Genomic DNA, 15948 nt, shown 5'->3' with positions numbered 1-15948 from the left:
TCCGTGATCCGTGGCCCGTGGCCCGTGGTCAGCGGGCGGCGCTCTCGAGCGGCCGCTGGGCCGACTCGGAGGCCTCGCGCTCCCCGGCGGTCGGAGACAGTGCGACGAACGCCGAGGTCAGGAAGAGGTAGGACCCGAGGCCGACGGCGAGGGGGAAGATGAACTGCATCGCCGTGGCCCCGGGCAGGACCTCGCCGGACGGGGTCACATCGACGCTCACCGCGAACATCCCGGTGTAGTGCATGCTGCTGACCGCCGCGCCCATGACGAGCGAGGCGACGGTGACCGCGATGGGCGATTTGATGTTGAGGCCCGCCCACAGGGCCGCCGTCGCCGCGACCACGGCGATCAGCACGGAGAGCGCGACGAGCACCGGGTCGTAGTGCACCGCCCCGTGCAGCCGCAGCGCCGCCATGCCGAGGTAGTGCATGCTCGCGACCCCGAGACCGGTGGTGAGGCCGCCGAGGAAGAGCGCCCGGGGGCGGCCACCGCCGTAGCCGACGGCGAACACGCCGACGCCCACGACGATCATGGCGACGAGCAGGCTGAGGATGGTCAGCGGCACGTCGTAGCGGATCTCGGTCCCGGTGACGCCGAAACCGAGCATGGCCACGAAGTGCATGGTCCAGATGCCGGTGCCGATCGCCGAGGCCGCGGTGACGAGCCAGTTGCGACGCGACCTGCCGGTGGCGCCGAGCGCACGGACCGTGCAGCGCAGCCCGAGGGCGGCGCCTATGCACGCCATCACGTACGACAGCACGGGGGTCAGCCAGCCGAATGTGGCGTGGTCCAGGTGTCCCATGGCCACGGGACGCTAGCCCGGGCGGAGGGGCGCAAAGGGGGCGCATTTCGAAAGCTGTTGAAATCTGACGCAGACGAGACAGGGAACGATCGCGTCATGCTCGAACATGTGCACAGAGGCATCCCTCGTGGAGGTGAGGGATCATGCGGAGCATGAGCGACGTCCATACACACGTCCAGGAGTTCTTCACCGCGCGAGCGGCCGACTGGGACGCGAAGTTCCCCGACGACGGCCCGGCGTACGCCGCCGCGGTCGCCGCTCTCGGCCTGCGCGAGGGCGACCGGGTACTCGACGCGGGCTGCGGTACGGGGCGGGCTCTGACGCCGCTGCGTGCGGCCGTGGGAACCTCGGGGCTGGTCCTCGGGGCCGATCTCACCCCGGCGATGCTTCAGGCAGCGGTACGGGCCGGACGGGACCGCGACGGCCTGTTGCTGCTTGCCGACGTGGCCGGGCTTCCGCTGCGCACGGAGTCCCTGGACGCGATCTTCGCGGCAGGGCTGATCGCACACCTCCCCCACCCGGCCGGGAATCTGCGTGAGCTGGCGCGTGTGGTGCGCCCCGGCGGACTGCTCGCGCTCTTCCATCCGGTCGGCCGGGCGGCCCTCGCCGCCCGCCAGGGCCGGCAGATCACCCCAGGCGATCTCCGCGCCAAGCACAACCTCCGCCCGCTGCTGGCCGGCTCCGGCTGGCGCATGACGTCGTACGTCGACGAGGACACCCGCTTCCTCGCCCTGGCCGTCCGCGAGGGCTGAGTCTCAGCCTCGCCCTGCAATCGCGGCCACCAGGGCGTCGGGGTTGTCGAACATGACGTTGTGACCCGCACCGGGCACGGTCACCACACGGACACCCGCCGCCTCCAGGCCTTCCCGGCCGGCCAGTTCGCCGCTCAGCTCCCCCTGGAGGTAGACGCGGTCCGCCGTCAGGTCCTCGAGCATGCGACGCATCGTCGGGTTCGTTCCGCGCACGAGGTGGGTCGCCGTGCGGTGCAGGGCCCGTGGGTCGGCGAGCCGCATGGTCGCCGCCCAGCTCGGGCCGACCTTCTTCAGCACGCGCGCGTGGCCGCCGTTGTCCACGTACTCGTCCTCGGTGTGGCCGGCGATGCCACTGCTGCCGGCACCGATCGGCGGATTCGGATCCAGATTGGCCTCGATGAGCACCAGGCGCGTGACGAGGTCGGGTCGCCGGTGGGCGAGCACCACGGCGACGGAGCCACCCATGCTGTGCGCGACGATCTCGGCACCGGTGACCCGCGCCTCGTCCAGCGCGGCGGCCAGCGCGTCGGCATGACCCTCCAGGGTGTACGCGAAGTCGGCGGGGCGGTCGCTGATGCCGTGTCCCGGCAGGTCGACGAAGAGGCTGCGGCGGCCGGCGAGTTCGGTGCGCGCGGCGATGTGCGCGTGGTAGACCGCCGAGGTCGCCCCCAGTCCGTGCACGAACACCCGCGCAGGTTCCGCACCCGCCGTCTCCGTCCATCGGATCAGGCTTCCCCTGCTGTCGAACTCGGCCTGTCTCATCGGCCTCCCCCTCGCTTGCGTTCTCGTCACTTTCCACGAGAATACCTCGCATCCGATGTATTACGCGCCCGGGGTACCACGGCGTTGGGGCACAATGCGGGCATGCTCGAGCTGGCCATCCTGGGTTTCCTGTACGACACCCCGCTGCACGGGTACGAGCTGCGGAAACGCATCGCCGCGTTGACCGGACACGTGCGGCCCGTCGCGGAGAGCACGCTGTATCCGGCGATCAAGCGGCTGGAGAGCTCCGGACTGCTGGCACGTGCCACTCAGCCGGGTTCGGTCGCGGCGCCCCGTCATGTCCTGACGCTCACGGAGGAGGGCAGGCAGGAGCTGCGGCGCCGGCTCGCAGCACCGGAACCGCGCGACATCACCGACGAGAACCGCTGGTTCACGGTGCTCGCCTTCCTCCGGCATCTGCCCGACCCGGAGGCACAGTCCGCGGTCCTGCGGCGCCGGCTCGCCTTCCTGGAGGAGCCCGCCAGCTTCTTCTACGAGGGCGACCGTCCGTTGCGCGCGGAGGAGGTGGATGACCCCTTCCGGCGTGGGATCCTCACGATCGCGCGGGCCACCACCCGGGCCGAACTGGCCTGGCTGCGCACCACGCTCGACTCCCTCGACTCACTCCGTTGGGGAGACCGTTGAGGAGGCCCCTGCCTGCCGGACCGGACAGCCCTTGACCCCGGGGACCGGACGGGTGCCCAGGTCGGCGATGCGGTAGCCGTTCGGGTAGCCCTTGATCTCCCAGTTCTGCCGTGCGTGGTGGGGGCTCCGGCGCGGGGGCATGAGGCGGACGAGGCGGCCGCGGGCCCTGACCGCACGGCGTACCCACGCGCGCGTGGCGACGCTCGGCGGCTCGTACCGGAAGGCCCGCAGGAGCGAGTCGTCGAGCAGGGAGAGAGTCGCCCGGCGCAGGACCGGTGCGAGGGGGCGCGGATACCAGGAGGCCATCAGGTCCAAGGTCGCGTCGGACACGCGCCGGGCTTGCGGGTCCCAGGCGAAGTAGGCGGCCTCATAGGCGTCGAGGCAGGTCTCGAACTCCTCATAGCTCCCGGGGATGTCCTTGATCCCCATATGCCGCCCCAGGGTGCGGTAATGGACGGCGGAGGCGACGGTCTCGTGCCGGGACAGCCGGCGCCATCCGTAGGCGTCGATCCACCGCTTGGGCATCACCACGAAGGTGCACAGCACGTACCTCATGTCGTCATTGCTGATGTCGTAGCTGCGGTGCATCTGGTTGATGCGGCGGATCGCGGTGCGCCCCTCGTCGCTGTCGAAGCCGTGCTCGACAACGGTGTCGAGGAGCAGCGAGGTGTCGTCGTACCGCTTCTGTGTGCGGTCGGTGAGCTCCCTGGTCTCGGCGAGCAGCCGACCGATGCCGGGGACGGCGTACGTACGATAGAGCGCCAGTTCCAGGGCGCGGGTGTAGTCCCAGGGGAACTCGTACGCGACACTGAGCAGGTAGATCTCCAGGGCGTCCCTCTCGGGGTGCAGACGCCGGATCTGTTCGAGCCGCTCGAACCGCTTCACCGTTCAGTCCCCCTTCTGCCGCGGCAGCTCCAACCCTACGTTGAAGAGCAGCACATGCACGTCGGCGAAGGCAACCACACAGGGGGAAGGTGGCTTGGCATGTTCGACAAGATCCGCGCTTCGGTGGGCAGACTCGTCAACGACTCGTCGCGCGCACGGGCGGCCGCGGCCGGGAGCAAGCGCTCACACAACCTGTTCGAGGCGGCAGCCGCTTACGTGTCGGCGTGCGCCGAGAACGACCAGGACCGGATGGACGAGGCCGCGGCGTGGGTCTCGCCGGAAGCCCTGTCGTTCGGTGTGACGGAGCTTGCCTGCCGTGCGCTGATCGCTCTCGCACGGGAGCGCGACGACTCGCCGCGGGCGGTCGCGCGGACGCTCCTCGGCCTGCCTGCCGCCTGACACCGGAACTCGCCGGGTGCTTTCGCCCCGTCCGGCCGGAGACGTGCGGTTCCTTCTGCGATTCGCAGTCGTGACAACCGGCCGGTGGGCGCATTAGGGTGCGCCGACGAACGACGGATCGGGAGGACGGCATGACCGGGACGGACGAGGACTCCGTCGCCGCCACGGACGACGCGCTGTATGTGCTGACGGCGATTCTGCTGACGCCCGCGCAGTTCCCGAGCGTGCTGGGCGACGACTATCCGGAGGCCTGCGCGGCGCTCGGTCTGCCGCCCGTGATGGACGGGTACGGCCTGGTGCTCGGCCAGGACGGCGACGGTGCGCGCTGGACGGTGGTCGTCGACGACGTGTCGCTGGTGGCCGTGGCGATCGCGTCCTGGGACTGCGGCATGGAATACGACCTGTCGCCCGACGAGCGCACGGTCGTCGCCGCGCTGCCGGGCTGGCCGCTGGCTGTCGCCGTCGCGGCGCCCGGCGTGCCCGCCCCGCACGACCCGGCACCGGAAGACACCGACCGTGAGCCGCTCTCCCCGCCGGACACCGACACCTGGGGTCCGGCGCAACGGCGCCTGGGCGCCGACCAGATCGCGCTCCAGTGGGCCATGTGGCGAGACCAGATCGACGCCGCCGACTTCGCACCCGTGGACGACGCGGAGCCGGCGGCGGAGGGTGGCGAGCCCGCAGACGGCAAGCCCGTCGGCGGGGCCCGCAGCGCGATACATCGCGCGCTTGACGAGGCGCACGGGTACGTGGACTCCCCTCCGCCGCCGGGCCGTGTCCGTTCCTCGTTCGCACCCGGTGACGCGCGCCTGTTGCGTGCCGACGGGCCCGGCTGGTCCATGGTGGCCAGGACCGACGACATCGCGTTCTTCCTCCTCGACGAAAAACCGGGGGAGGTGATCCCGGTGGGCCGGGGGTCGCAGTTGCCCGGACTGCTGGAGGGCCTCGACAAGGTGGCGGCACGTCCGGCCTGAGGCGGGACAACTGGGTGCGGTGGGCATGGGCTGCGTTGTGAGCCCCCATACCGTCGCCTGTGCCCATATGGCCCCCACCTATGGTCGGCGAACTTCCGTGGTCGCAGCATGGGCAGCCCCGTGCTCCCGTCCTGACCCGGAGGTCCCTCATGCGCCTGTCCCGTCGCCTCGCGTTGTGCGCCGCCGCTCTGCTCGTCTCGGCCCTCCCCGGCCGCGCGGCGGCGGGCGACGGTGGCCATTGCCAACCCCACGAGCGGACACGGGTACCGGGTGCGGCGTTCCAACAGAGTGCTTGTCTGGGCGATATGACGACGACGGGGCTCGCGGGAACGCCGTACACGGACATGACCGACCAGGCGGGCCTGACCGCCGCGGCCACCCGCAATCCGTCCGGTGTGCCGGGGCTGCAGATCGACGGCTACTTCCCGGACGACTCGCACTTCAACACCACGCACGGCTGGCGGCACGACGCCCAGTTCGTGATCCGGCTCCCCGACCGGTGGAACGGCGGCCTCGTCGTCACGGGCGCCCCCGGTACGCGTCGGCAGTACGCGACCGACACGGCGATCTCCGACCGGGCGCTGGCGCAGGGCTACGCGTACGCGGCCACCGACAAGGGCAACAGCGGACCGGACTTCTACCGCGACGGAACCCGCCCCGGTGACGCCGTCGCCGAGTGGAACCGGCGCACGACTCAGCTCACGCTGGCCGCCAAGCGGGTGGTGGCGCAACGTTACGGACGGGCCCCTCGGCGCACGTACATGACCGGGATCTCCAACGGCGGCTACCTGACGCGCTGGCAGTTGGAGCACCACCCCGAGCTGTACGACGGCGGGGTGGACTGGGAGGGCGCCCTGTGGACGGCCGACGGCCCGAACCTGCTGACGTCGCTGCCGGTGGCCGTGGCCCGCATGCTCGGCTCCGCCCGGGACGAGGATCTGTACGCGGCCGGGTTCGCCCGGGGGTCCGAGTTCCTGTGGCCGTACCACGAGAAGGCGTACTGGGGCATCACGCAGAAGATCTACCGGGCCGCGTTCGACCCCGCGTACGACCCCGCCTGCCCCGGTGCGTCTGCCGGGTCGACGGCGCAGCAGATCCTGGCGCCCTGCCCGTCGGACGCGGCCTACGACTACGCGGCGCGCCCCGCATCCGTGCACCGAGCGGTCGCCCGGGTCGCCCTCACGGGACGGATCGGCAAACCGCTGATCACGCTGCACGGCGACCTGGATGCCCTGCTGCCCAAGAGCGCGGACTCCGACGTGTACGCACGCATGGTGCGGGAGGCCGGTCGCGGAGCGCTGCACCGCTTCTACACCGTCGCGGGCGGTACCCACGTCGACGGCCTGTACGACTCCTATCCCGACCGGCTCAGGCCGATTCTGCCGTGCTACCGGGCGGCCTTCGACGCGCTGACCACCTGGGTCGAGCGGGGCGAGCGGCCGCCCGCGGACCGTACCGTCGGCGGGCCCGCGGGCGGTGACGTGGTCAACTCCTGCGCACTGACGGGGCCCCGGGCCGACCGCTGACCTCTCAGCGGCCGAGCTCCTTGCGCGCCACTCGGCGCAGCCTGCGCCGCTGCGAGGGGTCCAGGGTGAAGTACGCGGCCGCCGGGACTCCCAGCACGATCAGGAGGGCGGCCCACCACGGCAGCCATATCCACAGGATGAGTCCGGCCAGCACTCCCCCGGTGGCGATCTTCGCGTTCCTCGACATGTGTCGCCTCCTTTGCGGCCACTGCCGCTCCTTGTTCTGAGAACGGGTGCCTGCTGCGTGCGGTTCCGGGCCTCGACCCTGAGAGAACCCTGAGCCCCGCCCCTCGGCCGTCCCTGAGAGACCCCTCAGGGGACGGCCGCGACCTCGGTGTGCGTCGACGGTGCGGCGGCAGGCGCACTGAAGAGTGACTCCAGGTCGCTCGGGAAGCCGCTGGGAAGCACGCCGGGCCACCCCGACGGCAGCCTCGTCGGGAGGCCCGAGGGGAGCTTCGAGGGCAGTGCGGTGGGCAGTCCTGTCGGGATGCCCAGGGACGGGGCAGGTGCACGGCTTGTGCTCGCGTCGCTCCCGGTGGGCGACTTCCGCTGCGACGCGCCGTCGCTGTTCACCACGAGGACCACGGCGACGATTCCGAGGGCCACGATCGCGGCGAGCGTCAGGAAGAGGCCGGCGCGGCGGCGGACGGGCGCGCCGGGTGGTCCGGGCGGCGGCTGGAACGGCGGGCCGAACCCGGCGTGGTCCGAGGGCGGCATGTCTCCCGGCGGCATGGCCATACGGTCCACAGTCGCCTCGGACCGGTCCTGGAGGGACCCTCGCGCGGCGGTTGATACGGACTCATGCCATGGACGGTATGAGTCCGGGACATTCCACGCGAGGGCGTCACTCCTCGGGCGCCGACAGCGATCAGCCGCGCGCGCCCAGCAAATGGTCCATGGCCAGCTGGTCCAGGCGCTCGAAGGCCATTCCGCGCGCGGCGGCCGCCTCCACGTCGAACTCCTCAAAAGCACTGCGGTCGGCGAGCAGCGCCTCCAGTCCGTCCTCGGCGGTCGGCTGCGCCAGCTGCTCCAGACGCGAGGCGCGCAGGGCCTCCTGGACCTCCGGATCGGCCCGGAAGGCGGCCGAACGCTCCTTCAGGATGAGGTAGTTGCGCATACAGCCCGCCGCCGACGCCCAGACGCCGTCAAGGTCCTCGGTCCGCGGCGGCTTGAAGTCGAAGTGGCGCGGTCCGCTGTAACCGGCGCTCTCCAGGAGGTCGACGAGCCAGAACGCGGCCCGCAGGTCGCCCGCGCCGAAGCGCAGGTCCTGGTCGTACTTGATGCCGGACTGGCCATTGAGGTCGATGTGGAAGAGCTTGCCCGCCCACAGAGCCTGGGCGATGCCGTGCGGGAAGTTGAGGCCGGCCATCTGCTCGTGGCCCACCTCGGGGTTGACGCCGTACAGCTCCGGACGCTCCAGGCGCTCGATGAAGGCCAGGGCGTGGCCGACGGTGGGCAGCAGGATGTCGCCGCGGGGCTCGTTCGGCTTGGGCTCGATGGCGAAGCGCAGGTCGTAGCCCTGTGAGGTGACGTACTCGCCCAGGAGGTCGAAGGCCTCCTTCATGCGGTCGAGCGCGACCCGCACGTCCTTGGCCGCGCCGGACTCGGCACCCTCCCGGCCGCCCCAGGCGACGTACGTCTTGGCGCCCAGCTCCACCGCCAGGTCGATGTTGCGGATGGTCTTGCGAAGTGCGTAGCGGCGGACGTCCCGGTCGTTCGCCGTGAAGGCGCCGTCCTTGAAGACGGGGTGCGTGAAGAGGTTGGTGGTGGCCATCGGCACGGTCATCCCGGTCGTGTCGAGGGCCTGACGGAAGCGCTTGATGTGCGCCTCGCGCTCGCTGTCCGAGGACCCGAAGGGGATCAGGTCGTCGTCGTGGAAGGTCACACCGTAGGCCCCGAGCTCGGCGAGGCGCTGCACCGTCTCCACCGGGTCCAGGGCGCGCCGGGTGGCGTCGCCGAACGGGTCCCGTCCCTGCCAGCCGACGGTCCAAAGGCCGAAGGTGAACCTGTCCTCGGGGGTGGGCTGATAGCTCATGCCGCGGCTCCTTGCTCGCTGAGACTATTTCGTCATGGCGCTTAACAAATTAGTATGCGGAGGCATCTCTGGGAAGAGACGATGTGTCCTCCGTACGGTGACTCCGTACGGTGACGACGGGCGCACGTCCGGCCACCGCGGCCGACGGCGCGCCCGCCCACAGGCCAGAACCCGCGAGCCGCGGAAGAGGGAGAGCCCGATGTCAGCAGCCGAGGGTCCGCTCGTCGTCGGAGTGGACTCGTCCACCCAGTCCACCAAGGCCCTGGTGGTCGACGCGTCGACCGGACGGGTGGTGGCGAGCGGTCAGGCACCGCACACCGTCACGTCGGGCGCCGGTCGCGAGAGCGACCCGCGCCAGTGGTGGGAGGCACTGTGCGAAGCCCTGCACCAGTGCGGCGAGGCGGCGCACGAAGCCGCCGCCGTGTCGATCGGCGGCCAGCAGCACGGCCTGGTCACCCTGGACGGCCGGGGCGAGCCGGTCCGCCCGGCCCTGCTGTGGAACGACGTGCGGTCGGCGCCGCAGGCCCGCCGCCTGGTGGAGGAGCTGGGCGGTCCCAAGATCTGGGCAGAGCGGACGGGAAGCGTGCCCGGCCCGTCCTTCACGGTCACGAAGTGGGCCTGGCTGGCCGAGAACGAGCCGGCGGCCGTCCGCGCGACCAAGGCCGTGCGGCTGCCCCACGACTACCTGACCGAGCGCCTCACCGGGCAGGGCACGACCGACCGCGGCGATGCCTCGGGCACCGGCTGGTGGGCGTCGGCGACGGAGTCGTACGACGAGGAGATCCTGGCGCACGTGGGCCTCGACCCCGCCCTGCTGCCGCGCGTGGTCCGGCCCGGGGAGGTGGCCGGCACGGTGCGCGACGCGCATGACCTGCCGTTCTCCAAAGGCACCCTGGTCGCGCCCGGCACCGGCGACAACGCGGCCGCCGCGCTGGGCCTGGGGCTGCGCCCCGGGACCCCGGTGCTGAGCCTCGGAACCTCCGGAACGGTGTACGCGGTCTCGAGACGGCGGCCCGCCGACCCGACCGGGACCGTGGCGGGCTTCGCGGACGCGCACGGCGACTGGCTGCCGCTGGCGTGCACGCTGAACTGCACGCTCGCCGTCGACCGGATCGCCGCCCTGCTCGGCCTGGATCGCGAGGCCGTCGAGCCCGGTACCGGTGTGACGCTGCTCCCCTACCTGGACGGCGAGCGCACCCCGGCCCTCCCGCACGCCTCGGGGCTGCTGCACGGCCTGCGGCACGACACGACGTCCGGACAGCTGCTGCAGGCGGCCTACGACGGCGCGGTGCACTCGCTGCTCGGCGCCCTCGACCTGGTCCTCGACGCGGACGCGGACCGAGCCGCTCCACTGCTGCTCATCGGGGGCGGCGCACGGGGTCGGGCCTGGCAGGAGACCGTACGGCGGCTCTCGGGACGTACGGTCCAGGTTCCGGAGGCCAGGGAGCTGGTCGCCCTGGGCGCCGCCGCGCAGGCCGCCGGGTTGCTGACCGGTGAGGACCCGGCAGCCGTGGCTCGGCGCTGGGACACCGCGCGCGGGCCGGTCCTCGATGCCGTGGAGCGGGACGAGGCGACGCTGGCCAGGATCGCCGGGGTACTCTCCGACGCGGCGCCGCTGCTGGAGCGGGAGCCGGACCGGCGCTGACGAGATCCGAGGGAGGCATGACCGCACCACTGCACGAAGCCCATCCGTCCAGCCCCGGCCGACGGCTGCCGGACACCCAGCAGGGCATGCGCCGCCGGAATCTGGCGCGGGTCATGCACACCGTCAGCGCCGAGGGGCCGCTGTCGCGTGCCGCGGTCGCCTCACGGATCGGGCTGACCCGCGCGGCGGTCTCGACGCTGGTCGACGAGCTGATCCGGTCGGGACTGCTTCAGGAGCTGGGGCCCGAGCGGCCCGGCCGGGTCGGGCGCCCGGGTTCCGCCCTGGCCGTCAGCGGGCGCGGTCCCGCCGGGATCGGCGCCGAGATCGGTGTCGATCATCTGGCGGTGTGCGCGGTCGATCTACGCGGCGACGTACGGGCTCGGGCGGTGCGGCACGGCACGAACCGTGGCCGCCCGCCTCAGCCGGTGCTCGGCGAACTGACCGAACTGATACGGCAGGTGGTCGCGGAGGGGGAACGGGAAGGGCTGTGGCCCGCGGGTCTGGCCGTCGCCGTGCCCGGCCTCGTCGCGCGCGACGCCCGGACCGTGGTGCGCGCCCCCAACCTCGAGTGGCACGACGTCGACCTGGGGCCCCTCCTGCCGGACGAGCTGCCGCTGACGGTGGACAACGAGGCCAACTTCGGCTCGCTCGCGGAACTCTGGCTCGGTGACGACACGCCTCGCGACTTCCTGCACGTCTCGGCGGAGATCGGCATCGGCGGCGCCGTGGTCGTGGACGGGCGGCTGCTGCGCGGGACGCGTGGATTCGCGGGCGAACTGGGTCATGTGCCCGTGCGCCCGGAGGGTCCCGCGTGCGCCTGCGGCGGCCGTGGCTGTCTGGAGCAGTACGCCGGTGAGGAGGCCGTGCTGCGCGCGGCCGGGCTGACACCGGGCGAGGACCGCGTCGAGCTCCTGGCCGAACGTGCGGCGCAGGGCGACCGGGAGGTACTCCGGGCCCTGCGCGGCGCCGGAACCGCGCTCGGCATCGCGCTCACCGGAGCGGTCAACCTGCTCGACCCGCAGACGGTCGTGCTGGGCGGAGCCCTGGCCGCTCTCGCGCCCTGGCTCCTGCCCTCCCTGGAGCGGGAACTGGCCCGCCGAACGGCCGGCCCGGCCTGCGCCGTGAGCGTCTCACGGCTGGGGTCGAAGGGGCCGCTGCTGGGGGCCGCGCACTCGGTGGTGCGGGCAGTGCTGGACGATCCTGCGGCGGTGGCGGCGCGGATGTGACCGCTTGGCCCGGGGCTTCCGGGAGCCCGGTCACGTAGGGCCACCTCCCTCGAACGGGTGGGAGATGTCCACAGTCTCCTGGTTGTCCACCGGTGACACCGCCCTCTTCCTGCGCAACCGCCCAGCGCCGTACCGTGATCCACGCGAGGCGCAGCCGCCGGGCAGTGGCTGCGCGGGAGCAGAATCGGGGGGTTCACATGGCGGGGGACACCGCTTTCGGCTTGAGGCGTGAGGCGATCGGCCTGCGCGAGGTCCTGTTCCAGTGCATGACAGCGATGGCTCCGCCGACAGCGGTCGCGGCGTCCATTCCCTCCGGCGCGGCCTTCTGGATGCGCGAAACGGCGACGGCACTGGGGCGTTGAGCAGACCAGGAACGAAATCGGCACTTCTTCGAAAGCCAGGTGCGGAAGGCACTTCCATGAAACGAACCGAGCAGGAGCGGGCAAGACCCCTCACCAGTAGGCGCCGGTTGCTGCAGGGTGCAGCCCTCGCAGCGGTTCCCTACACACTGCTTCCCTCCGCACCGGCCCAGGCCCGGCCCCGGGCCGTCGACCATCCCTTCGCGGACTGGATGTCGGCGGACCCCCATAACTACACGCCGTCCGACCGGCCCTTCACCTATCCGCTCGACCTCGTCGTCATCCATGTGACGCAGGCGACGTACACGAACACCCTGGGCATCTTCCAGAACCCACGGAAGAACGTGTCCGCGCACTATGTCGTCCGGTCGGCGGACGGGCACATCGCGCAGTGCGTCCGCGAGCACGACATCGCCTGGCACGCGGGCAACTGGGACTACAACACACGGAGTATCGGCATAGAGCACGAAGGGTGGGTGGACCGGCCCGGATATTTCACGGACGCCCTGTACGAGGGGTCGGCCGGACTCACGGCGGCGATCTGTGCCAGACACGGCATCCCGAAGGACCGGGCGCACATCATCGGCCACTACGAGGTCCCGGGCACCGACCACACCGATCCCGGACCGAACTGGGACTGGACCCGCTACATGAGGCTGGTCAACGTCTCTTGACGCCCGCGCGGGAACTGCCGGTTACGTTCGGGTCGATGGCGGTCGAAACGGTTGTCGGCGGCCGACTCCGGAGTGACGATGTCACCCACCGCACCGCCGTTCCCGGGAGGCCGAGTTGACCGAGCCGTGGGTGGCCCTGGAGCCAGGGGCCGATCCCGTCGAACGGGTGCGGGAGCTGCGTCGCGCGCACGAGACGTTCACGGCGGTGGGGACGGTGGCGCGGCGGGTCCGTCCTGTGGTGGCCGACTCGTGGCGGCGTTCGGCGCTGGCGGGCGTCGGACCGGACGGTACGGCGCCGGTGGAGCTGGCGGACGACGACCTCGGCTCGTACCGGGCCGAGCATCCGCTCGCTCGGGTGATGCCGCTGGTGCGTGAACTGATGGGCCCGTTCGCGGCGGACGGCGAGCATCTGCTGGCGGTGTGCGACGCGCAGGGCAGGCTGCTGTGGGTCGAGGGACATCCGGCGACACGACGGCGGGCGGACGGCATGAACTTCGTGCCGGGTGCCCGTTGGGCGGAGTCCGCGGTGGGGACGAACGCGCCGGGGACGGCCGTCGCGGTGGACCGGCCGGTGCAGGTGTTCGCCGCCGAGCACTTCGTCCGGCGGGTACAGCCGTGGACGTGCGCGGCGGCGCCCGTGCACGATCCGCGCACCGGGCGGGTGCTCGGCGCGCTGGACATCACCGGCGGTGACCGGCTCGCGCATCCGCACAGCCTGGGGTTCGTACAGGCGGTGGCCCGGGCCGCCGAGTCCCAGCTGGCGCTCCTGGCTCCGGTCGAGGACGCGGCGGACGCACTGCGGCTGACGGCGCTCGGCCGTGACGAGGTGCGGCTCCTCGTCGGCGGCCGAAGGGTCCGGCTCAGCCGTCGGCACAGCGAGATCCTGGTGCTGCTGGCCCGGCACCCGGAAGGGCTGACCGGGGACGAACTGCTGTGCGCGCTGTACGAGGACGAGTCGGTGACACCGGTGACGCTGCGCGCCGAACTGGCCCGGCTGCGCCGGATCCTCGGCCCCGGTCTGCTGGCGTCGCGCCCGTACCGGCTCACGGCGGCGGTGGAGTCGGATGTCAGCGTAGTGGAGCGCCGGCTGGCGTCGGGCGCGGTGGCGGAGGCGGCGGCCGCGTACCGGGGCCCGTTGCTGCCCGGTTCGCAGGCGCCCGCCGTGGCCCGGTTGCGGCGCAGGCTCGCCGACGGGCTGCGAACGGCGCTGATCGCCCGCCGTGACCCCGACCTGCTGGCCGACTGGGTGCACGCGCCGTGGGGCGAGGAGGACCTCGACGTCTGGCGGGCACTGGCGGCGGTACGGCCGACCGCGGCGGTCAGGGCCCGCCTCACGGACCTGGAGACGGAGCTGGCGGCACCGGCGGGATGGGAGCGTCCCGGACCTCACTGACGCCGGGAAGCGAAGATCGGCATCCGTCCGTAAGCCCCAGGACGCAACGTCCTCGCAACGTCCCCGTTCCTAGCCTCGGCGTCGAGAGCTGCCCAATGGCGGGCAGCGCCTTCCCAGGAGGCAGAGCCGCAATGACCCGTTACGCAGCGCCCGGCACCGAGGGCGCGATCGTCTCCTACCAGGCGCGTTACGACCACTTCATCGGCGGAGAGTACGTGCCGCCGGCGCGTGGCCAGTACTTCGAGAATCCGACTCCGGTCAACGGGCAGCCGTTCACGGAGATCGCGCGGGGCACCGCCGAGGACGTGGAGCACGCGCTGGACGCGGCGCACGCCGCCGCGCCCGCCTGGGGGCGTACGTCGGTGACCGAGCGCTCCGACATCCTCCGGAAGATCGCCGACCGGATGGAGGCCAACCTGGAGCAGTTGGCGGTGGCCGAGAGCTGGGAGAACGGCAAGCCCGTCCGGGAGACCCTGGCCGCGGACATTCCGCTCGCCATCGACCACTTCCGCTACTTCGCGGGCGCGATCCGCGCGCAGGAGGGTTCGCTGGGCGAGCTCGACGACGACACGGTGGCGTACCACTTCCACGAGCCGCTCGGCGTGGTGGCGCAGATCATCCCGTGGAACTTCCCCATCCTGATGGCCACCTGGAAGCTCGCGCCGGCGCTCGCCGCGGGCAACGCGGTCGTGCTGAAGCCGGCCGAGCAGACCCCGGCGTCCATCCACTACTGGCTGAGTCTGGTCGCCGACCTGCTGCCGCCGGGTGTGGTGAACATCGTCAACGGCTTCGGTGTGGAGGCGGGCAAACCGCTGGCGTCGAGCCCGCGCGTGGCGAAGGTCGCGTTCACCGGCGAGACCACGACGGGGCGCCTGATCATGCAGTACGCCTCCGAGAACATCACCCCGGTGACGCTGGAACTCGGCGGGAAGTCCCCGAACATCTTCTTCGACGACGTGTGGTCGGCGAACGACGACTTCCGCGACAAGGCGCTGGAAGGCTTCACGATGTTCGCGCTCAACCAGGGCGAGGTGTGCACCTGCCCCTCACGGGCGCTGGTGCAGCGGGGCCACTACGCCGAGTTCATGGAGGCTGCGGTCGCCCGCACGGAGAAGATCAGGGCCGGGCATCCGCTGGACACCGACACGATGATCGGCGCCCAGGCGTCGAACGACCAGTTGGAGAAGATCCTCTCCTACCTGGACATCGGCCGGCAGGAGGGCGCGAAGGTCCTCACGGGCGGAGAACGCGCCGAGCACGACGGCGAGTTGAAGGGCGGCTACTACGTCCAGCCGACGATCTTCGAGGGCGACAACCGGATGCGGATCTTCCAGGAGGAGATCTTCGGGCCGGTGGTGTCGGTGACGTCGTTCCACGACTTCGACGACGCGATCAAGATCGCCAATGACACGCTGTACGGGCTCGGGGCGGGCGTGTGGACACGGGACATCAACACCGCCTACCGCGCGGGCCGCGCCATCCAGGCGGGCCGTGTCTGGACGAACTGCTACCACGCGTACCCGGCACACGCGGCGTTCGGCGGCTACAAGGGCTCGGGCATCGGCCGTGAGACCCACAAGATGATGCTGGAGCACTACCAGCAGACGAAGAACCTGCTGGTGTCGTACTCGCCGAAGAGGCTGGGCTTCTTCTAGACACATGCGAAAGGGCGCCTGACCTGGGTTTTCACCCGTCAGGCGCCCTTCGCGCAACCCGCTCTCGACCGGGCCCGGCTTGCGCACTAACTCCCAATAGACCGCGTCGCGCTTGCCGCGCGACGCTTGAGCGAGTGCACCTCGTGCACCTCACCGTCGTCGGTCCACTCCTTGCCAGACGTGACAACCCCGCCCGAGAGGTTCAGCATCGCCCAT

General features: G+C 71.5%; 16 protein-coding genes. 10 read left to right on the top strand and 6 right to left on the bottom strand.

Features of this window, described 5'->3' with window-relative positions; genetic code table 11:
- Positions 1-28: 28 nt before the first annotated feature.
- Positions 29-802 (bottom strand): MHYT domain-containing protein, encoded by a 774-nt coding sequence (locus ACZ7L1_RS17070; RefSeq protein WP_471437928.1) that lies wholly within the window; start codon positions 800-802, stop codon positions 29-31.
- A gap of 152 nt (positions 803-954) precedes the next feature.
- On the opposite strand from ACZ7L1_RS17070, the gene ACZ7L1_RS17065 reads away from it, so the two are divergent.
- The gene (locus ACZ7L1_RS17065; RefSeq protein WP_471437927.1) at positions 955-1554 is read left to right on the top strand and encodes a class I SAM-dependent methyltransferase; all 600 of its coding nucleotides are present in this window, start codon (positions 955-957) and stop codon (positions 1552-1554) included.
- Positions 1555-1557: 3 nt separating this feature from the next.
- Here ACZ7L1_RS17065 and ACZ7L1_RS17060 read toward each other — a convergent pair whose 3' ends face one another.
- Positions 1558-2316, bottom strand: a complete 759-nt coding sequence (locus ACZ7L1_RS17060) for an alpha/beta fold hydrolase (protein WP_471437926.1) — start codon at positions 2314-2316, stop codon at positions 1558-1560.
- A gap of 102 nt (positions 2317-2418) precedes the next feature.
- On the opposite strand from ACZ7L1_RS17060, the gene ACZ7L1_RS17055 reads away from it, so the two are divergent.
- Positions 2419-2961 (top strand): PadR family transcriptional regulator, encoded by a 543-nt coding sequence (locus tag ACZ7L1_RS17055; protein ID WP_471437925.1) that lies wholly within the window; start codon positions 2419-2421, stop codon positions 2959-2961.
- Here ACZ7L1_RS17055 and ACZ7L1_RS17050 read toward each other — a convergent pair.
- Complete coding sequence (locus tag ACZ7L1_RS17050) at positions 2938-3846, bottom strand: oxygenase MpaB family protein (RefSeq protein WP_471437923.1); 909 nt, start codon at positions 3844-3846, stop codon at positions 2938-2940. The two genes, ACZ7L1_RS17055 and ACZ7L1_RS17050, sit on opposite strands and share 24 nt — an antisense overlap.
- 99 nt (positions 3847-3945) lie before the next feature.
- Here ACZ7L1_RS17050 and ACZ7L1_RS17045 point away from each other — a divergent pair, with 99 nt between their 5' ends.
- The 3 genes from ACZ7L1_RS17045 (at position 3946) to ACZ7L1_RS17035 (ending at position 6745) form a co-directional block, all read left to right on the top strand.
- A complete protein-coding gene (locus ACZ7L1_RS17045) occupies positions 3946-4245 on the top strand; it encodes a hypothetical protein (RefSeq protein ID WP_471437921.1) in 300 nt (99 codons plus the stop codon).
- A gap of 131 nt (positions 4246-4376) precedes the next feature.
- On the top strand, positions 4377-5219 hold the full coding sequence (locus tag ACZ7L1_RS17040) for a hypothetical protein (RefSeq protein ID WP_471437920.1): 843 nt from the start codon (positions 4377-4379) through the stop codon (positions 5217-5219).
- A 149-nt stretch (positions 5220-5368) separates the two neighbouring features.
- On the top strand, positions 5369-6745 hold the full coding sequence (locus ACZ7L1_RS17035) for a tannase/feruloyl esterase family alpha/beta hydrolase (RefSeq protein ID WP_471437918.1): 1377 nt from the start codon (positions 5369-5371) through the stop codon (positions 6743-6745).
- 4 nt (positions 6746-6749) lie between these two features.
- Here the strand turns inward: ACZ7L1_RS17035 and ACZ7L1_RS17030 are convergent, their stop codons facing one another.
- From ACZ7L1_RS17030 to xylA, 3 genes are all read right to left on the bottom strand, one after another.
- Positions 6750-6932: a hypothetical protein gene (locus ACZ7L1_RS17030; RefSeq protein ID WP_103842773.1), complete on the bottom strand. Its 183-nt coding sequence runs from the start codon at positions 6930-6932 to the stop codon at positions 6750-6752.
- Positions 6933-7057: 125 nt separating this feature from the next.
- Positions 7058-7477 (bottom strand): hypothetical protein, encoded by a 420-nt coding sequence (locus tag ACZ7L1_RS17025; protein ID WP_471437916.1) that lies wholly within the window; start codon positions 7475-7477, stop codon positions 7058-7060.
- Between the two features lie 136 nt (positions 7478-7613).
- Entirely contained in the window at positions 7614-8780 is a 1167-nt protein-coding gene (xylA, locus tag ACZ7L1_RS17020; protein WP_471437914.1) for a xylose isomerase, read from the bottom strand.
- A gap of 199 nt (positions 8781-8979) precedes the next feature.
- On the opposite strand from xylA, the gene xylB reads away from it, so the two are divergent.
- The 5 genes from xylB to exaC all read left to right on the top strand — a co-directional run bounded on the left by xylB (position 8980) and on the right by exaC (position 15732).
- On the top strand, positions 8980-10425 hold the full coding sequence (gene xylB, locus ACZ7L1_RS17015) for a xylulokinase (RefSeq protein WP_471437913.1): 1446 nt from the start codon (positions 8980-8982) through the stop codon (positions 10423-10425).
- 17 nt (positions 10426-10442) lie between these two features.
- Entirely contained in the window at positions 10443-11651 is a 1209-nt protein-coding gene (locus ACZ7L1_RS17010) for an ROK family protein (RefSeq protein WP_471437911.1), read from the top strand.
- A 418-nt stretch (positions 11652-12069) separates the two neighbouring features.
- A complete protein-coding gene (locus tag ACZ7L1_RS17005; RefSeq protein WP_471437909.1) occupies positions 12070-12684 on the top strand; it encodes an N-acetylmuramoyl-L-alanine amidase in 615 nt (204 codons plus the stop codon).
- A 115-nt stretch (positions 12685-12799) separates the two neighbouring features.
- Positions 12800-14077: a GAF domain-containing protein gene (locus ACZ7L1_RS17000; RefSeq protein ID WP_471437908.1), complete on the top strand. Its 1278-nt coding sequence runs from the start codon at positions 12800-12802 to the stop codon at positions 14075-14077.
- A 131-nt stretch (positions 14078-14208) separates the two neighbouring features.
- Entirely contained in the window at positions 14209-15732 is a 1524-nt protein-coding gene (gene exaC, locus ACZ7L1_RS16995; protein WP_471437907.1) for an acetaldehyde dehydrogenase ExaC, read from the top strand.
- Positions 15733-15948 lie beyond the last annotated feature (216 nt).

It is taken from the genome of Streptomyces sp. NPDC107546 (assembly GCF_055639175.1).
This window is presented reverse-complemented; position numbering and strand designations above follow the sequence as displayed.